Raw genomic sequence first — 17,463 nt, 5'->3', positions numbered from 1 at the left:
CCGGAGAACCAGGAGACCCACCCATGACCTCCACGACTTCCCCGATCGACGCCCAGGCGGTCCAGACCGCACTGGTCCAGCTGTTCGGGCCGGACGGCCGCGCCGATCCGTATGCCCCCGCCCGCGTCCTGCGCGAGGCGGGGCCCATCCATCAGACCCCGCTCGGTCACCATGTGCTGACCCGCTACGAGGACTGCGCGGCCGTGCTGTCCACCACCGCGTGGAGCCACGCCGAGGAAGCGGCGATGATGCACCCCACGGTGTCGCCGGAGAACGCCGCCGAGGAACTGCCCACCTCGTTCCTGTGGATGGAGCCGCCGGACCACACCCGCCTGCGCAACCTGGTCACCAAGGGTTTCACCCCGCGCATGGTGACCAGGCTGCGCCCCCGGATCGAGCAGCTGTGCGAGCAGCTCGTCGACGACGCCCTGGCCGCGGGCGAATTCGACCTCGTCGAGAAGATCGCCTATCCGCTGCCGCTGATCATTGCCTGCGAGCTGATCGGCGTGCCCGAGCAGGCCTACGACCAGGTCCACCGGTGGTCCCAGGACCTGGCCCGCGGCTTCGACCACGACTACACGCTGCCCGAGGAATGCCTGAGCGCCCGCAGCGCCGCCTCGCGCGGGTTCATGGGCTACTTCCGTGAGCTGCTCAACGAGCGGCGCGTCACCCCGCGCGACGACCTGCTCAGCGTGCTGTCGCAGGTCGAGGACCGCGGCGATGTGCTCACCGAGCAGGAGCTCCTCGCGACCTGCATCACCACCTTCGTCGCCGGTCACGAGACCACCGCCAATCTGATCGGCACCGGCATGCTGCGCTTGCTGCGCAACCCCGACCAGATCCAGCTGCTGCGCGATCGTCCCGAACTGCTGGCCGTCGCCCCCGACGAACTGCTGCGCCTGGATCCGTCGGTGCAGATCACCACGCGCGCCGCGACCCGGCCGATCACCGTCGCCGGGCACGAGTTCGAGCAGGGCGAAGGTGTGGTGGTGCTGATCAATTCGGCCAATCACGATCCGGCCGCCTACCCCGACCCCGACCGGGTCGACATGACCCGCTACGCCGATCCGATGAACCCGGCCAAGAAGCACCTCGGGTTCAGCCTCGGCATCCACTACTGCCTCGGCGCCCCGCTGGCGCTGCTGGAGATGGAGATCCTGCTCGACGTGCTGCTGCGCAAGGTGCGCACGGTCGAATTGCGTTCGGAGAACCCGCCGTTCAAGCCCAATGTCGTCATCCGTGGGCTGGAATCGCTGGCGGTCGCGGTCACCCCGGCCTGAACACGTCGTTCCCGGCCCCGTCGGTGCAGCCGGCGGGGCCGGGAGCTGTCAGCGCAGGGTCGTCGGAACATCCAGTGCCGCGAGGAAGGCCGATGCCGCCGGGCTGCGGTCGGCGCGGTTCCACACGACGTACTCGACGCGGCTCGGCGCGTCGGTGACCGTCACGATGCGCACGCCGGTGAGCTGTGGGGCGTGGGCGGCGGGCATCATCGCCACACACAAATCCTGGCTGACGAGGCGGGCGATGTAGTCGGCGGTCGTCACCTCGAAGGCGACATCGCGGGTCAGGCCCGCCGCCGCGAACGCCAGATCCGATTGGATCCGGCCCGCCGTGCCCGCGGGCAGGTCGACGAAGACCTCGGTCGAGAGCCTGCGCAGATCGACGCTCGGTTCCTCGGCGAGCGGGTGACCCGGTGCGACCACCGCGACGAGCTTGTCGCGCGCGAGTTCGTGGGCGGCGACCCCGCTCGGCCGTGTGGTCGTCGGCAAGCCGAGGAAGGCGACATCGAGGACGCCCTGTTCGACCTGCTCGGCCAGCTCCTCGCTCGCGCCGACCCGCAAACTGATCCGCACGTGCGGGTACGCGGTCCGGAATTCGCGCAGCGCGGCGGGCAGATCGACCGCGGCGACGGTCGGGATCAGGCCGACGGCGAGCCTGCCTCGCACCTCGCCGACCGCCGCGGCCACCTCGGCCGCCGCCCGCTCGGCGGCGTCGAGACACTGACGGGCCGCCGGGAGGAAGGCAGCGCCCGCCTGGGTGAGCCGGACCCGGCGGCTCGTCCGTTCGAACAGTTTCGCGCCCAGTTCACGCTCCAGCCGGGCGATCTGATGGCTCAGGGCCGACTGCACGACCAGGCACCGCTCGGCGGCCCGGGTGAAGCTGTCGGTCTCGGCGACGGCGAGGACGTAGCGCATCTGCTGGAGCTCCATGCATCCATCGTGCTTCACGATCGTTGCAGTGACAAACATGTGTTGGATTCATAGATCGTCGCGCGGTTCGATGGGTCCATGAAAGGTTCAGTGGCTCGGCCGACTTCCGGTGACCTCGGCGCGGGGCGGGTGACACGGACCGCGATCACCGCGCTCGCGCCCGCTGCCTGGGGCACGACCTACGTGGTGACCACCGAACTCCTGCCGCCCGATCACCCGGTGTTCGCCGGGTTGCTGCGCGCGCTGCCCGCCGGGCTGATCGCGCTCGCGCTCACCCGGATCCTGCCACGCGGACTGTGGTGGGCGAAGATCGCGGTGCTGGGGATACTCACCATCGGGGTGCCGTTCCCGCTGCTGTTCCTCGCGGCCGAACACCTGCCCGGCGGGGTCGCGGCGACCCTCGCGGCGGCGCAACCATTGGCGGTCGCGGTGCTGGCGATGCCGGTGCTGGGGGAGCGGCCGTCACCGCGGCGGCTGGTCTGGGGGACGATCGGCGTCGCCGGGGTGGGGCTGGTGGTGCTCGGGCCGAGTGCGGCGCTCGACGTCACCGGGGTCGCGGCCGGACTGGTGAGCGCGGCATCGATGGCGCTGGGGCTGACCCTCACCAAACGCTGGGGACGCCCGCCCGGGGTCGGCCCCGTGGCCTTCGCGGGGTGGCAGCTGACGGCCGGCGGGCTGGTCCTGTTGCCGGTAACCGCCCTGGTCGAGGGCGCGCCACCCCCGATCGACGGGCCCGCGGCACTCGGCTACCTGTGGATGGGTCTGTGCGGCGGACTGCTCGCCTACATCGTGTGGTTCCGCGGGCTGGGCACGCTGCCGGTCACCTCGGTCGCGGTGCTGCTGTTGCTGTCGCCGTTGGTCGCGGCCGTGCTCGGCGCGGTCCTGCTCGGCCAATGGCTCGGCCCGGTCCAGCTCGTCGGCTTCGGTCTCGCGCTGGCCGCCATCGTGGCCGGTCAGCTGCCCGACAAGCCAGTCGTATCGGCCGCCGAAATGCCTGTGCCCGAAGATAGTTCAGCGCCGGTGTGTGCCGGGGCAGGGCGGCGGACGAGATGAAGCGCTCTTCGCCATCGGGGCTGCGCTGACCGGCGTCGCCGCGCCCGCGCCGGTGCCGGCGGATCGGGCCTCGGCCGGGTCGACGGCGGTGGCGCAGTGGCAGCCCGTGATCGACATCAGTGCACGGATTCGGTGTCCACTGCGGTGAGGAAGCGGCGGAGGTGCTCGGTGACCAGCTGCGGTTGTTCGAGGGTGCTGGAGTGGCCGCAGTTCGGCAGGTGGTGGCGGCGGGCGTGGGGGATCAGGGTGGCGATGCGGTCCGCGCAGGAGGGCGGGGTCGCGGTGTCGTCGGCGCCGACGAGGACGAGGGTGGGGGCGGTGATCGACGGGAGCTCGGGGGCGATGGCGGGGCGGGCGGTGACACCGTGGACGGCTTTGCGGAGGGCGACGCGGTCGGTGGCGGCCAGACGGCGGGACCAGTCACCCAGGACCGCGGAAGCGGCCGGGGAGGCGCGGAAGGTGGGGCCGAAGAGGTGGGGAGCGACGCGGCCGAGGACGGGGCGGTGGCCGAACCAGCGCAGCGCCCACGCGAGGCGCTGGTACTCGGCGACTTTCGTGGGGTCTTCGGCGTCGGCGCTGGTATCGAGGAGGGCGAGGGAACGCAGGAGTCGAGGGTGCCGGGCGGCGAGGCGGAGGCCGACGAAGCCGCCCATGGACAGACCGACCCAGTGGACCGGGCCGGTGCGCAGGGCCGCGAGGACGCCGACGGCGTCGGCGGTGAGGGTGTCCATGTCGTAGCCGCCGGGCGTGGGCGGAGTGTGGCCCTGGCCGCGCCAGTCGAGGGTGACGCAACGGTAGTCGAGTTGCAGGGATGACAGCTGGGCGCGGAACATCCAGCCGCCGAACAACAAGCCGTGGCCGAAGACGACCGTGGGCGCGTCGGGCTTGCCCGCCGGGGTACCGGTGTCGGTGTAGGCGATGGACACACCGTCGACGACGACGAAGGGCATCGGGATCACGGCCTCTCGGGTCACGGTGTCGCGATGCGCACATTGCGCATCGTGACCAGCGCTGTCGCGCACAGGGTTTCACCGTCGTCCTCGACGGAGAAGACCTCGGCGGCGGCGATGGTGAGCAGCGCACCGGGCTTGATCACCCGGCCGCGCGCGATCACCGTCGCGCCCTTGGCGGGAGCGAGGATCTTCACCGTGTAGTCGACGGTCATATTGATCCAGCCGATCGGCAGCAGGGTGCCCGCCGCCGATCCCGCCGCGAAGTCGGCGAGCGAGCCGAGCACACCACCCTGGAAGTAGCCGTCGTGCTGGGTGAGTTCGCGGCGGTGCGGCTGCACGATCTCGACCTCGCCGGGCGCGATCCGTCCGAAATGGAAACCCAGATGGGCGGCAGCGGGCATGGACAGCACCGCGGCGGGAACGACCTGGGCGAAATCGGGGTTGGGGGCCTGCGTCGTCATCGGGTCGGGCTCCTCTGGTCGGGGGTGGATGGCCATGCCTCGAAACCCGCTGCCGCGTACCGCGCGCGGGCGGCCGATCGCATGATCTTGCCACTGCTCGTCTTGGCCAGCTGGTCCGGCGGCGTCAGCACCAGGTCGCCGACGGCGAGTTCGTGTTCCCGGATCACCGCCGCCCGGATCGCTCCGATCACCTCGGCGGGATCGGCGTCGAGCCGGTCACGGCGCAGCTCCTGCACGACCACCAGCCGCTCACCCGCGTCACCGGGGTAGGCGAAGGCCGCCGAGCCGCCGTGGCGCAGCGCGGGATGCGCGGACTGCACGGTGTCCTCGATGTCGTGCGGATAGTGATTGCGGCCGCGGATGATCACCATGTCCTTGATCCGGCCGACGACATACAGGTCGCCGTCCACCAGCATCCCGACATCGCCGGTGCGTAGCCAGGCGGTGCGCGGATCGTCGGCGGCGCGGGCCCGCAGCAGTTCCTCGGTCGCCTCGGGGCGCCGCCAATAGCCCTGTGCCACATGGTCGCCGGTCACCCAGATCTCACCGGTCCGGCCCGCGGGGCACGACCGCAGCGTGGCGGTGTCGACGATGCGGACGCGTTCACCGGGCAGGACCCGCCCGGAACTGACCAGCGTGCGCGCCGTGCCCGGTCGGGCGGGTCGATAGTGCCCGGCACCGAGCGCGGCGGTGTCGACGGTCAGTGTGCGCGGGCCGCGGCCCTTGTCGCTGCCGGTGACCAGCAGGGTCGCTTCGGCCAGCCCGTAGCAGGGGTAGAGCGAAGTGGCCCGGAAGCCGTGCGGGGCGAAGGTTTCGGCGAACCGCGCGAGCGTGGCCGGGCGGATCGGCTCGGCGCCGTTGAACGCGACCTGCCAGCTGGTGAGATCCAGCTCGGGCACGGGCTCGGCGGCGGCCCTGGCGACGCACGCGTCGAAGGCGAAGTTCGGGCCGCCGCTGGAGTGCGCGCGGTACTCGCTGATCGCCGTCAGCCACAGCAGCGGCCTGCGCACGAAGGTGGCCGGTGACAGCAGCACGCTGGTCGCGCCCACCCAGAGTGGTTGCAGCACATTGCCGATCAGGCCCTGATCGTGGAACAGCGGCGCCCAGCCGACCACCGTCGACCCGCTGTCGTGACCGAAGGCGTGCCGGATCATCTCCTGGTTGGCGGCCAGATTGCTGTGCGAGACCATGACGCCCTTGGGCGCCGAGGTGGACCCGGAGGTGTACTGCAGGAACGCCACCGCGCCGGGGTCGATCGGCTCGGCGGGGAACTCGGTGCGCGTCAGGGTGTCGACGGTCAGCCAGGCGGCCTGTGGCAGTAGTGGTTGCAGCGCGGTGCGCAGCGGCTCGAGCGCCCCGGTGACGGTGAGAACCACGGCGGGCGCGCAATCCCGCACGATCGAGCGCGTCGCGTGCTGGACGTGCGTGCGGCGCGGCGGATTGACCGGGACCGCGATCACCCGCGCGAACAGGCAGCCGAAATAGGCGGCGAGGAAGTCGAGTCCGGGCGGGAAGACCAGTAGCGCTCGTTCGCCCGGCGCGCAGACCGCGCGCACCTGCGCCGCCACCGCCATGGCCCTGGCGTGCAGTTCGGCGTAGGTGAGGTGGCCGGCCTCGGCGCCGGTGTCGTCGAGGAAGCGGTAGGCGACGCGGTCGGGGGTGGCGTGCGCACGCTCGCGCAGGACCTCGGGCAGCAGAAGAGTGCTCATCGGCTCGCTCCGAACGACACGGGCAGGCTGTCGAGGCCGCGCAGCAGGAAACTGTGCTCCTGCCAGGCGAAGTCGCCCGCCGGTGTGGCCAGGCGCGGATGCCTGCGCAGGAGGGCGTCCAGGGCGATCCGGGTCTGGAGCTCGGCGAGGGCGCCCCCGAGGCAGCCGTGCATGCCGTGCCCGAAGGCCAGGTGATTCCCCGGCGTCCGGGTGATGTCGAATTCGTCGGGGCGAGCGAAGATCTCGGGATCGCGGTTCGCCGCGCCCAGACACACCAGGACATGCTCGCCCGCGCGGATCGTCTCCCCGCCGATCGTCACGTCCCGGGTGGCCAGCCGCTTGGTCAGCTGGAGCGGCGCGTCGTAGCGCAGGGCTTCCGCGACCGCGGCGCGCAGCGAGTCGGGGGACCGCCGCACCATGGCGGCCTGATCCGGGTGCCGCAGCAGAGCCAGGGTGGCGGTGCCGATGAGCGACTTTGTGGTCTCGGTGCCCGCGACGAAACACATGATGCAGACGAAGATCAGCTCCTCGTCGGTCAGGCGGTCCCCGCCCGCGGTGCGCGCGGCGAGCAGGCGGCTGATCAAGTCGTCACCGGGGGCGGCGCGGCGTTCGGCGAGCACCTCGGCCAGTGCGTCGGCGAACAACTCCACCACGGTGCGCACGCGGGTCAGGTCCTCGGCCTTCATCAGGCCGGGCTCGAGCAGGAAGCGGATGTCGTGCGTCCAGCCACCGACCCAGGCGTGCAGGGCGGGCGGCAGCGCCATCCACTCGCACAGCACCGCGACCGGGAGCGGTCCGGCCAGGTCGGTGATCACCTCGGCCCGGCCCGCGGCGATCGCGGGCCGCAGCAGCCGGTCGGCGATGGAGGCCACCAGGGGTTCCAGGGTCGCGATCGTGCGCGCCGTGAACACCTTGTTCACCAGGCCGCGCAGGCGGGCGTGCTCGGGGTTGTCGGTGAACACCAGCGAGGTGCGCCCGAGGCGTTCGATCCGCGCGACCTCGGGCTGACCGAGCCTGCGGGCCTGCTCGGTCACCAGCCGTGGGATCAGCCCCGCGCTGAAGGTTTTGTCGTGCAGCACGGTTCGCGCGTCGGCGTGCCGGGTCAGCACCCACATGCCGAGCGTCTTGTGCACCGGCCGCGACTCCCGCAGCGCTCGGTACGCCGGGTAGGGATCACGCCGGAACTCGGCGCTGAACGGGTTGAACCGGATCGACGGGCGCGGCGCGGACAGCGTCATCCTCGCCCCCGGCGCGAGAAGAAGGTCTCCGGATAGGGACGGGCGACGATGCGCAACAGGCCGAGTTTGCCCATCCGGAAGCCCAGCGCCGACAGCTTCAGATAGCGCTCGTACCGGGCGACGGTCTCCGCGCCGACCAGCGCGACGGCCTCGGCCCGGTGTTCGCGCAGCCGGCGCGCCCACTGCGCGCAGGTCCAGGCGTAGTCGAGCCGGTCGTCGGTGAGCCCGACGATCTCGAAGAGCCCGTCGGCGGCCGCGGTGATCTCGGCGAGGGTCGGCAGGTCGGCATCGGGGAAGATCTCCTGCTGCATGAAAGCGCTGGCCTGCTCGCGGCGCATGTTGCCGTAGGCGATCGTCTGCAGCGACAGCGTGCCGTCGGCGGTGAGCCAGTCCCGGCAGCGGGTGAAGAACTCCCGGTACACCGCGATCTTGGCGGCCGGGGTGTCGTCGGGCCGCGCGAAGTGCTCGAACGCGCCGATCGAGATGATCCCGTCGAAGCGAGCCTCCGGCGCGTAGTGCACCCAGCTCTCGGTCCGCACCTCGACGCCCGGCAGCGCCAGCGCCCGGACATGCTCGGCCTGTTCGTCGCTGAGGGTCAGCCCGACCATCCGCGCCACACCGTGCTCGCGGCTGCCGCGCGCGAGCACCGCGCCCCAGCCGCAGCCGATGTCGAGCACCGACTCCGCCCGGTCGGCGTCGATCGCGCTCAGGTGGTGGCGGAGCTTGCGGTCCTGCGCGGACTCGAGGGTGTCGACGGGAGTGGCGGGCATGGCGCACGAGTAGCTCAGCGATGTGTCCAGCCACAGGCGGTAGAAGGCGTTGCCGATGTCGTAGTGGTGCCGGATCGCCGCGGCCGCGGCGTCGGCGCGGGCATCGGCCGGCTCGGTCACCGGCGGCCCGCGTTCGCGGTCAGCCGCTCGTGCAGATGCCCGGCGACCGCGTCCAGCGTCGGGTTCTCGTAGAGGTCCTCGGGCGACAGGTCGACGCCGAACTGCTCCTCCACCTCGATGAGCAGGGCGACCGCCAGCGCGGAATCGACACCGAGACGGTCGAAGTCGGCGAGCGGGTCGATGGTGCTCGCCGGGACCTCGAGCAGCTGCCCGAGATACTCCTGGCACCACGTGACGATGGCTTCTCTACTGGTGTCCACGACAGCTCCTCATGCGCGTTTGGCGGCCAGCCGGTCGGCCGAGGGGATCTTCAGATCCCAGGCCAGACCGAAGGTTTCGAGCGTCCAGATCAGCCAGTAGCCGGGATCGAGCCGGTACCAGTGCAATCCGAACGACGGTGACTCGGGGAAGGCGTGATGATTGTTGTGCCACGACTCGCCGAGCGTGATCAGCGCGAACACGCCGCCGTTGCGGCTGTTCTCCCTGGACTGATACGGGCGGGTCCCCATCATGTGCAGGAACGAGTTGATCGCCCAGACGATGTGCTCGAGCAGGAAGATCCGCACGAACCCACCCCACAGCAGACCGCTCACGGCGCCGGTCCAGCTCAGGGTGAGCAGTCCGCCCAGCACGGCGGGCAGCAGCAGACCCAGGCCCACCCACCAGTAGTACAGCCGCGCCACCCGTACCAGCGACCGGTCCTTGATCAGGTCGGGGGCGTAGTGGACGATGTTCGGGTACTCGTGGCGGCGCATCCACAGGAAGTGCGAATGCGCCAGCCCGCGCAGCGCGCCGCGCAGACCGTCACCGGAGAGGTTGGGGGAGTGCGGATCTCCCTCGCGATCGCTGTATTCGTGATGGCGCCGGTGCAGCGCCACCCACGACACCACCGGGCCCTGCCCGGCCATCGACCCGAACACCGCCAGCACGGCCGCGACCGCGGGCGTGGTGCGGAAGGTGCGATGGGTGAACAGGCGGTGGTAGCCGACGGTGATGCCGAGACCGGTCAGCAGCCACATCCCGAACAGCAGCCCCAGCTCCACGGCGCCGAGCGGGCGCACGAACAGGAAGGCCAGCGCGGCAAGGGTTCCCACGATCGGCGCGACATCGAAGAGCAGGAAGTGCCTGCGCTGCAGTCGATGGATGTAGGGGTTGCTGATCGTCTTCTTCCGCGGCGAGGTGTCTTCTCGCGTCATGGTCGGACCGTAACAACGGGCGAAGCCCACGGCGTCGGGTCGCCGTGGGCTTCGATCGTGGGATCGAACTTGTGGATGATGGGGTCAGCGGGCGCCCGCGCGCAGCACCACCTTGCCGTTGCGGCCGGGGGTCTCGGACACGACCGCCGCCTCGCCCGCGCGGTCGAGCGGGAACTCGGCCTGCACCTCCAGCCGCAAGGTGCCCGCGGCGGCCAGGCCGACCAGTTCGGTGATCAGGCGCACGTAGTCGGCGCGCTCGATCTCGCTGGAGCGCTGCTGGCCCCAGAAGCCTTTCACCACGGCCTGTTTGAAGATGACGGCGCCGGTGTCGATGACCAGCGGCTGACCCGACAGCGCGCCGAAGGAGATCAGTTCACCGCGCGGCGCCAGCAGCGACATCAGCGCGCCCGCGGCGGGGCCGCTGACCTGGTCGACCGCCCGCACGATCGGCTCGCCGTTGGTGACCTCGGCCGCACGGGTCGCCCAGTTCTCGGTCTCGGTGTCGATCACCGGTCCGTAGCCGAACTGTTCGAGGGCCCGCACCGAGTCCGGCCCGCGGACCAGGCTCAGCACCCGCACGCCGCGCTGCTGGGCGAACAGGTTGAGCAGCCGGCCGACCGCGCCGTTGGCGGCGTTCACCGTGATCCACTGCCCGGGGTGCACGTGCAGATCGTCGAGCAGCATCAGCGCGCTCAGCGGCATGGCCAGCAGCTGGCAGGCGGTGCCGTCGGGGACTTGCGGCGGCATCGGCACGACCTGCTCACCCCGGACGACGACGAAGTCGGCCCAGGCCGCGCGAGCGCCCGCCACGGCGACCCGCTGTCCCACCGCGACCCCGCCCGCGCCGGGCCCCACCGCGTCGACCACGCCGACCGCCTCGGTGCCGGGGATGGCCGGCAGCGGCGGTTTGTACCCGTAGACACCGCGAATGATGGCCAGGTCGTGATTGTGAATCGGTGACAGCGTCATCGCGATCCGCACTTCGCCCGGTCCCGGCTCCGGCGGCGGCACCTCCTGCGCGGTGAGCACGTCCTTCGGATCGCCGAACCGGTCGATGACAACTGCCTGCATGTCCGCCTCCGTGGTGGTTGCGAGTCCCTGCACGAGCATGTTCGCGTTCCATTGTGGCACCGCGGGCGCGGCGGCCCGGTCAGGCCAGGGGCGTCTCGTGGACGGTGCGCCAGCGCTGCTGCCCGGCGCGGTCGTCGGGGACAAGGACCGCGGTGACGCGGCGGGCGGTCGCGGCGTCGCCGGACAGGTGGCGTTCGAGGAAGCGGATCACCACGGTGTCGTCGTCGAGGAGGCATTCGAGCTCGGTGATCTCGATCGCCAGGCCGGGCTGTGCGTTGCGGGCACCGCGCAGCCCGGTGAGCAGCTCGTCGCGGGCCAGGACCGCGCCGGTGGTGGTCACCATGGTGAAGTCCGGGTGCTGGGCGGCGGCGAAGCGGTCGAACACCTCGACCGGCGCGGCGGTGCCCAGCCATCGGGCGAGGTCGGCGTGCAGGGATTCGACGGCCGCCGACAGCTCGGGGCGGACCGGAAGGGAATGCGACACTCCCGCAGTCTAGGTGGGCGCCGTGGCAGGCCCGGCGGGGGAAGTCAATACGCCGCAGGGTGGATGGGGTACGGCGGCGGTAGCGGCTGAAAATAGCCCGCACGGTGGACGAAGTGGACCCGCCACCGCGCCTACGCTCACCCCATGGCTGAGGCACTCGGAACGCGGTCGCCCACAGTATCTTCCGGTCGACGGATCGCCGAGGTCGACATCCTGCGCGGGTTCGCCCTGTTCGGCATCCTGATCACCAACCTGATCGTGGCGACGACACTGTGGTCGGCGACCGGGACCCGCGACGCACCGGTGCCCCGGTTCGACGGCACGGCCGACCACCTGGTGCGCGCCACCGTCGACGCCCTGTTCACCGGCCGGTTCTACCTGTTGTTCGCGTTCCTGTTCGGGTATTCGTTCACCCTGCAGATCGCGGCGGCCGAACGCGCCGGAGTCGCGCCAGCGCGGCGGTTGCTGCGGCGCTGCGCCGCGCTGATGGCGATCGGGCTCGTCCACGTGTATCTGCTGTGGATCGGCGACATCCTCACCCTGTACGCGTTCTTGTGCCTGCACCTGATCCTGCTGCGCAAGCTGCGGCCGCGCACCGCCGTCGTCACCGGGGTGGTGCTCTACACGGTGTGGTCGGTGTGGAGTTTCCTGCCCGGCGAGACGAGCATCCTCGGCCTCGGCGAGTTCTTCGACCTGCCGAAGCTGGCCGCCGACTACACCGGCGGCTTCGCCGACACCTTCGCGGCGCAGACCGCCCTCGCTCCGATCTTCCTGCTGCTGATCTGGTTCGCCCAGGGCATTCCGAGTTTCGCCATGTTCCTGCTCGGCATGGCGGCGGGCAAGCGGAACCTGTTCGAGGACCCCGACACCGTGCGCCGCTGGTCAGCCCGCGCGCTGGTGGTCGGTTTCGGCCTCGGCCTGCCCATCTCGGCACTCACCTTCGCCGACGTCATGGGCTGGTGGAACGCGCCCGCGCTGATCCACGGGCTGCAATACCTCGTCGGCCCCGTGATGACCTTCGCCTACGTCGCCGTGGTGGTGCGGCTCGCCCGGTCGGCCCGCACGAGCCGCTTCGCCGCCCGGCTCGCACCGGCGGGCCGGATGGCGGCGTCGAACTACATCGGCCAATCGATCGTGCTCATGGTGGTCTACACCGGCTACGGCTTCGCCCTGGCCGACGACATCCCGCCCCTGGGCGTCGTGGGCATCGGCCTGCTCACCTTCGCCGCCCAGCTGGCCCTGAGCTCGTGGTGGCTGCGCGGTCACCCGTACGGGCCGATCGAATGGGTGCTGCGTGCCGCGACCTACCTGACCGTCCCGGCGTGGCGCCGGCCGACCGAATCGGTTGCGGTACAAGCCCGATAGCCGGCGGGGCCGTCGCGACCGCCGAGACTGCGACCGGGCTGCGGTCGATGCTGCTTCACTGGGGCCATGACGACCGCTATGCCGAGCTCCCGCGCTCGCACGATTCTCGCGTTCACCACGCTCGGTCTCGGATGCGGGCTGGCCGCGATGGGCCTGTTCGAATGGTGGGTGAGCGACATCGACGTCTTCGTGGTCTACGGCGGCAGCTATGAGCCGTGGTCCGGGACAGCGGGAAGTGTCGACGTGGAGCCGAGGGGGAGCCTCGATGACCCGACGGTGCGATTGCGCATCGGTCTGGTCGCCGTACCCGCCATGCTCGGACTGCTGGCCGGACTTGTGCTGAGCTGGGCCGGCTGGCGAGGAGTCCGAACCACGGCGGCAGGCTCTGGCGATGCGCCGGCGTCGCGCTGACTCGGGGCGGCGTAGCGGTGTCGGTCAGGCAGAGGTGTCCGTGGCCGCGGGGCGATGGAATTCGGCACGCCAGCGGTGGCGGCCCGGGGTGTCGGGGCGGGGGAGACGTTCGATGCGGATCGGGATGAGGTCGGGGGTGGCGATCGCGTTCATGTCGGCGGGGGTGAGGGGCCAGGGTGGGCCCGGGGCCGGGGTGGTGGCGATGTCGGCGATGACCAGGAGGGTGGCGTCGGGGGCCAGGAAACCGCGGATGGCGGCGATCGCGGCCGCGCGGACGGACGGGGGCAGGGACTGGATGGTGATGGACTCCACGACCAGGTCGAAGGCGGCGAGCCAGGCGGCGGGTGGGTGCAGCAGGTCGGCGACCTTGTAGGTGACCGGGGACTGCGGGAAGCGGGTGCGGGCGCCGCGGATGGCGGTGGGCGAGATGTCGAAGGCGGTGGTCCGGATGCCTTGCGCGGCAACGAACTCGGCGTCGACGCCGTACCCGCAGCCGATGACCAGAGCGCGGCGGCCCAGGGGCGTCGGGGTGGTGGTGAACCAGTCGACCAGCAGCGGATTGGGTTCGTCGCGGTCCCACGGAACGACCGAGGTCCCCGCCGCGGCCTCGGCGTAGAGCGGTTCGAACCAGCCGGTCGGATCGTCGGCCGCCAGCGCCTGGGCGGCGAGTCGACGGTCGGCGGACGGCTGCGCGTCGGTCATGGTTCCAGTCTCCACCACCGCGCGCGAGACCGCCGCACGACATTCGGCGAGCCGCGGGAAAGGATTCGGCGAATCAGGGAATCAGCACGACTTTTCCTGTGGTCGAACGGTTTTCGAGGGATTCGTGCGCCCGCGCTGCTTCCGCGAGCGGGAACTCGGTGAGGGCGGGCCGGAACAGGCCGTCGGCGGCGGCGGTCAGTGCCCGCCGCGACAGCGGCAGCAGGTCGCCGCCGGCGCGCTCCAGCATCGCCGGACCGAGCACCGATCGGGAGGTGATGCCCCGCGTGGCCAGTGCGTCCGGATCGACGGCGGTCGGCGCGCCGCTGGACCAGCCGAAGACCAGGTGCCTGCCGCCGGAGCCGAGCAGTTCGACCGCGGCGGCGCCGACCGCGCCGCCGACACCGTCGAACACGTCGGTCGCGGTGCGCCCGCCCAGCTGAGCGCGGACCGTGCCCTGCCAGTCCTCGGCGGTGTAGTCGACCGCGATAGCGGCGCCGTTCGCCGCGACCCGGAGCACCTTGTCCGGGCCGCCCGCCAGTCCGACCACGGTCGCGCCCGCCGCGACGGCGTACTGCACGAGCAGGGTGCCGATCCCACCGGCCGCGGCGGGCACCACCGCGACACTGTCGGCGTCGAGCTCGGTGAACAGCAGGATGCCCAGGGTCGTGCGCCCGGTCCCGAGCATCGCCACCGCTGTGCTCGGGGACACGCCGTCGGGGATGGTCAGCAGCCGGTCGGCGTCGGCCGTCGCGAACTCCGCGTACCCGCCGGGGGCGGCGCCCAGATGCGCGACCACCCGTGTGCCCAGCAGCCGCGCGTCGACACCCGCACCGACCCGGTCGACGGTGCCGGCGACCTCACGGCCCGGCACCGTCGGCAGTGACGGGACCGGGAAGGGGCCGGGCTCGCCCCGGCGCAGGGCGGTGTCGACCAGGTGGACGCCGCAGGCCGCCACCGCGATGCGCACCTGGCCGGGCGCCGGCTCGGGATCGGGAACGGACTCGTAGCGGAGGTTGGTGGCCGGACCGAATTCGTGCAGTCGGATTGCGTGCATGCCACCCACTGTTCAACCTGAATGGCGCTCGAGGTCAAGCCCGCCCGTCCACGGCGGCACGGCGTTCGGCGCGGGCCGCGAAACCGTCGCAGAGGGCGTCCAAGCCGAGGAACAGCAGGTCCTCGGAGGTCAGCTCGCTCACCCCGGCGCCGTTGAGCTCCGCCAGCGCGGGCGGCACGGGCGACGACGGCGTGCCGTCGAGGAGATCGCGCAGGCCGTTCGCGTCGTCGGTGGCGGTGCGCTTCTCGGTCAGCAGGGCACCGCCGACCACCGGCAGGCTGGCGCCGGAGATGTAGTTCCAGACCGTGAAGGCCATCGTGGTGGCCTCGCGGGCCGAGACGTCGAGCGCGCGCAGGCCCTCGACCAGCCAGGCGAGGCTGGTCAGGCCCTGTGGGCCGAAGCTGTAGCGGGGGACGGCGAAGGTCAGCAGCACCCAGGGATGCTGCTGGTAGAGCTGCCAATCGATCTCGGCGGCGATGCGGACCCGGTCACGCCAGGTCCAGCCCTGGCCGGTCGGATCCGGGTAGGGATGGCGGGCCGCGATCTCGTCGGTCATGGCCGCGATCAGTTCGTCCTTGTTGGCCACGTGGCGATACAGCGACATGGTGCCGACGTCGAGCCGGTCGGCGATGCGGCGCATCGACACCGCGTCGAGTCCGTCGGCGTCGGCGAGGGTGATCGCGGCGTCGACGATCGCGGTGCGTGTGAGCTTCGCGTCAGTCATCCCATGACTCGCTTTCCGTTTTGCCTTTTGCTGCGTACACTGTACCCGTTCCCCGCGTACGGTGTACGCAAACCCCTGGAAGGATGTCGGAATGACGAAGCTGGACCCGGCGGTGCCCACCGCAGTCGCCGGTGGACGCCGCGCATGGCTCGGGTTGGGCGTGCTGCTGCTGCCGGTGCTGCTGGTGTCGATGGACATCTCGGTGCTGTTCCTCGCCATGCCGACCCTCACCGCGGACCTGGATCCCAGTGCCTCCCAGCAACTCTGGATCCTCGACATCTACGGGTTCATGCTGGCCGGCCTGCTCATCACGATGGGCAACCTCGGCGACCGGATCGGCAGGCGCAACATCCTGCTCGTCGGCGCCACCATCTTCGGCCTCGCCTCGGTGCTCGCCGCGTTCGCGCCCAGCGCCCCGGTCCTGATCGCCGCGCGCGTGCTGATGGGCATCGGCGGCGCGACCCTGCTGCCGTCGAGCCTCGCGTTGATCTCCAGCCTGTTCCCCGACGCCCGGCAACGGGCGACCGCGATCGGCGTCTGGACCGCGTTCTTCGCCGGCGGCTCGGCCGTCGGCCCGATCATCGGGGGCCTGCTGCTGCACCACTTCTGGTGGGGCTCGGTGTTCCTGATCAACATCCCGGTGCTGGCGATCCTGCTGGTGTTCGGGCCGATCCTGCTGCCCGAGCACCGCTCGACCGCGCTCGGCCCGCTCGATCTGCCCAGCGTCGTGCTCTCGATCGGCGGCATCCTGCCGGTGGTCTACGGGATCAAGCACCTCGCGGCCGAGGGCTTCGACCTCGCCTCGCTGGGGATCGCGGCGATCGGCGTGCTGGTGCTGGCGGCGTTCGTGCACCGGCAGCGTCAGCTGAGCGAGCCGCTGCTGGACCTGAGCCTGTTCACCCGACCGCTGTTCCGGGTCGCGATCGGCGCGAGCCTGGTCGGCATGATGTCGCTGGCCGCGATGAGCTACCTGACCAGCATCTACCTGCAGTCGGTGACCGGGCGTGACCCGCTGCAGGCGGCGCTGCTCGGTATCCCGATGGCGATCGCGGTGTTCGTGTTCTCGATGAGCGGAGCGCGGGTCGGGCGCGCGCTCGGCGTGCGGGCCACCTTCACCCTCGCGCTGGTGATGTCGGCCCTGGGCAATCTGATGCTGCTCGGCGTCGGTGTCGACGGTGGGCTGCCGTGGTACATCCTCGGGTCGGTGATCGCCGGTATCGGCTACGGCATCTCGTTCACGCTGGTCTCGGACGTGGCGGTCTCGGCCGTGCCCGCCGAGCGGGCCGGGTCGGCGGTCGGCATCTCCGAGACCAGCTTCGAACTCGGCAACGCGCTCGGGCTGGCGCTGCTCGGCTCGGTGGCGGCGCTGGTCTTCCGGTCGGGCGGTGACTTCGGCGAGACCCTCGGGGAGACCGTCGCCGAGGCGAACGGCGACACCGGCCTGATCGACGCGGCGCGCGAGTCCTTCGTCAGCGGCATGCATGTCGCGACCGCGGGCGGCGCGCTGCTGCTGATCGCGATGGCGGCGCTGGCCTGGCGATCGGCGCGCAGCGCCCGCTGACCCACGACCGAGCGGCGGGGTGACCGGCGCCACTGTGCGCCCTCACCGGGCGGATGTCCAGATCCGTTGCATAGGATCGGCGGATGCGAAACGAGGGTGCGGCGGGCCTGGCGACATTGCTCGCCCTGGCCGATTCGCGCCTGCCCATCGGCGGGCACGTGCACTCCGGCGGTGTCGAGGAAGCGGTGGCGGCGGGGCTGGTGCGTGACACCGCCGGTGTCGAGCTGTATCTGCGCCGGCGGATCGCCACCTCAGGCCTGGTCGCCGCCTCGCTCGCGGCCGCCGTGTGCGGGGCGACGCTCACCCCGGAACGCGCCGAGCTCGAAGCCGATGCCAGGACGCCCTCGCCCGCCGCGCGGGCGGCCTCGCGCGCGCAGGGCC

General features: G+C 71.4%; 18 protein-coding genes and 1 pseudogene. 6 read left to right on the top strand and 13 right to left on the bottom strand.

Translation table 11 applies throughout. From position 1 onward, the window contains the following. Positions 1-23: 23 nt before the first annotated feature. Entirely contained in the window at positions 24-1,280 is a 1,257-nt protein-coding gene (locus tag V8688_RS19550; protein WP_218719786.1) for a cytochrome P450, read from the top strand. A 48-nt stretch (positions 1,281-1,328) separates the two neighbouring features. Here the strand turns inward: V8688_RS19550 and V8688_RS19545 are convergent, their stop codons facing one another. After that, the gene (locus V8688_RS19545) at positions 1,329-2,210 is read right to left on the bottom strand and encodes a LysR family transcriptional regulator (protein WP_342801418.1); all 882 of its coding nucleotides are present in this window, start codon (positions 2,208-2,210) and stop codon (positions 1,329-1,331) included. A 78-nt stretch (positions 2,211-2,288) separates the two neighbouring features. Between V8688_RS19545 and V8688_RS19540 the strand changes: the two genes are divergently transcribed. Next, positions 2,289-3,263, top strand: coding sequence for an EamA family transporter (locus V8688_RS19540; RefSeq protein ID WP_342801417.1), 975 nt, complete (start codon positions 2,289-2,291; stop codon positions 3,261-3,263). A 116-nt stretch (positions 3,264-3,379) separates the two neighbouring features. On the opposite strand, the gene V8688_RS19535 is transcribed toward V8688_RS19540, so the two are convergent. The 9 genes from V8688_RS19535 to V8688_RS19495 all read right to left on the bottom strand — a co-directional run bounded on the left by V8688_RS19535 (position 3,380) and on the right by V8688_RS19495 (position 11,265). Next, positions 3,380-4,237: an alpha/beta fold hydrolase gene (locus V8688_RS19535; RefSeq protein ID WP_342801416.1), complete on the bottom strand. Its 858-nt coding sequence runs from the start codon at positions 4,235-4,237 to the stop codon at positions 3,380-3,382. Beyond that, on the bottom strand, positions 4,234-4,677 hold the full coding sequence (locus tag V8688_RS19530) for a PaaI family thioesterase (protein ID WP_218719783.1): 444 nt from the start codon (positions 4,675-4,677) through the stop codon (positions 4,234-4,236). Before V8688_RS19530 ends, V8688_RS19535 begins: the two co-directional genes overlap by 4 nt. Further along, positions 4,674-6,386, bottom strand: a complete 1,713-nt coding sequence (locus V8688_RS19525; RefSeq protein ID WP_218719782.1) for a fatty acyl-AMP ligase — start codon at positions 6,384-6,386, stop codon at positions 4,674-4,676. Before V8688_RS19525 ends, V8688_RS19530 begins: the two co-directional genes overlap by 4 nt. After that, positions 6,383-7,624, bottom strand: coding sequence for a cytochrome P450 (locus tag V8688_RS19520; RefSeq protein ID WP_218719781.1), 1,242 nt, complete (start codon positions 7,622-7,624; stop codon positions 6,383-6,385). Before V8688_RS19520 ends, V8688_RS19525 begins: the two co-directional genes overlap by 4 nt. Beyond that, entirely contained in the window at positions 7,621-8,514 is an 894-nt protein-coding gene (locus V8688_RS19515) for a cyclopropane-fatty-acyl-phospholipid synthase family protein (RefSeq protein ID WP_342801415.1), read from the bottom strand. The genes V8688_RS19520 and V8688_RS19515 overlap by 4 nt, the downstream gene beginning before the upstream one ends. Continuing rightward, positions 8,511-8,774, bottom strand: coding sequence for an acyl carrier protein (locus V8688_RS19510; protein WP_316575232.1), 264 nt, complete (start codon positions 8,772-8,774; stop codon positions 8,511-8,513). Before V8688_RS19510 ends, V8688_RS19515 begins: the two co-directional genes overlap by 4 nt. 9 nt (positions 8,775-8,783) lie before the next feature. Further along, on the bottom strand, positions 8,784-9,710 hold the full coding sequence (locus tag V8688_RS19505) for an acyl-CoA desaturase (protein ID WP_342801414.1): 927 nt from the start codon (positions 9,708-9,710) through the stop codon (positions 8,784-8,786). 84 nt (positions 9,711-9,794) lie between these two features. Next, the gene (locus tag V8688_RS19500; RefSeq protein WP_342801413.1) at positions 9,795-10,781 is read right to left on the bottom strand and encodes a zinc-binding dehydrogenase; all 987 of its coding nucleotides are present in this window, start codon (positions 10,779-10,781) and stop codon (positions 9,795-9,797) included. A gap of 79 nt (positions 10,782-10,860) precedes the next feature. After that, the gene (locus V8688_RS19495) at positions 10,861-11,265 is read right to left on the bottom strand and encodes a hypothetical protein (RefSeq protein WP_342801412.1); all 405 of its coding nucleotides are present in this window, start codon (positions 11,263-11,265) and stop codon (positions 10,861-10,863) included. A gap of 144 nt (positions 11,266-11,409) precedes the next feature. Here V8688_RS19495 and V8688_RS19490 point away from each other — a divergent pair, with 144 nt between their 5' ends. Further along, positions 11,410-12,630, top strand: coding sequence for a DUF418 domain-containing protein (locus tag V8688_RS19490; protein ID WP_316575230.1), 1,221 nt, complete (start codon positions 11,410-11,412; stop codon positions 12,628-12,630). Positions 12,631-12,696: 66 nt separating this feature from the next. Next, positions 12,697-13,041: a hypothetical protein gene (locus tag V8688_RS19485; protein WP_255588147.1), complete on the top strand. Its 345-nt coding sequence runs from the start codon at positions 12,697-12,699 to the stop codon at positions 13,039-13,041. Positions 13,042-13,065: 24 nt separating this feature from the next. On the opposite strand, the gene V8688_RS19480 is transcribed toward V8688_RS19485, so the two are convergent. The 3 genes from V8688_RS19480 to V8688_RS19470 form a co-directional block, all read right to left on the bottom strand. Beyond that, positions 13,066-13,743 carry a methyltransferase domain-containing protein gene (locus V8688_RS19480; RefSeq protein WP_218719774.1) on the bottom strand — a complete coding sequence of 226 codons (678 nt, stop codon included), beginning with the start codon at positions 13,741-13,743 and terminating at the stop codon, positions 13,066-13,068. Between the two features lie 73 nt (positions 13,744-13,816). Then, on the bottom strand, positions 13,817-14,797 hold the full coding sequence (locus V8688_RS19475; protein ID WP_342801411.1) for a zinc-binding dehydrogenase: 981 nt from the start codon (positions 14,795-14,797) through the stop codon (positions 13,817-13,819). 34 nt (positions 14,798-14,831) lie between these two features. Next, the gene (locus V8688_RS19470) at positions 14,832-15,521 is read right to left on the bottom strand and encodes a TetR/AcrR family transcriptional regulator (RefSeq protein ID WP_218719772.1); all 690 of its coding nucleotides are present in this window, start codon (positions 15,519-15,521) and stop codon (positions 14,832-14,834) included. A 91-nt stretch (positions 15,522-15,612) separates the two neighbouring features. On the opposite strand from V8688_RS19470, the gene V8688_RS19465 reads away from it, so the two are divergent. Beyond that, entirely contained in the window at positions 15,613-17,082 is a 1,470-nt protein-coding gene (locus V8688_RS19465) for an MFS transporter (RefSeq protein ID WP_342801410.1), read from the top strand. Between the two features lie 83 nt (positions 17,083-17,165). Further along, positions 17,166-17,463 (top strand): annotated as a pseudogene (locus V8688_RS19460) (urease accessory protein UreF); the annotation flags it as partial.

The organism is Nocardia sp. No.11, from assembly GCF_038752175.1.
GTDB lineage: Bacteria > Actinomycetota > Actinomycetes > Mycobacteriales > Mycobacteriaceae > Nocardia > Nocardia canadensis.
The sequence above is the reverse complement of the archived record's forward strand: the minus strand, read 5'-3'. Positions and strand labels throughout refer to the sequence as shown.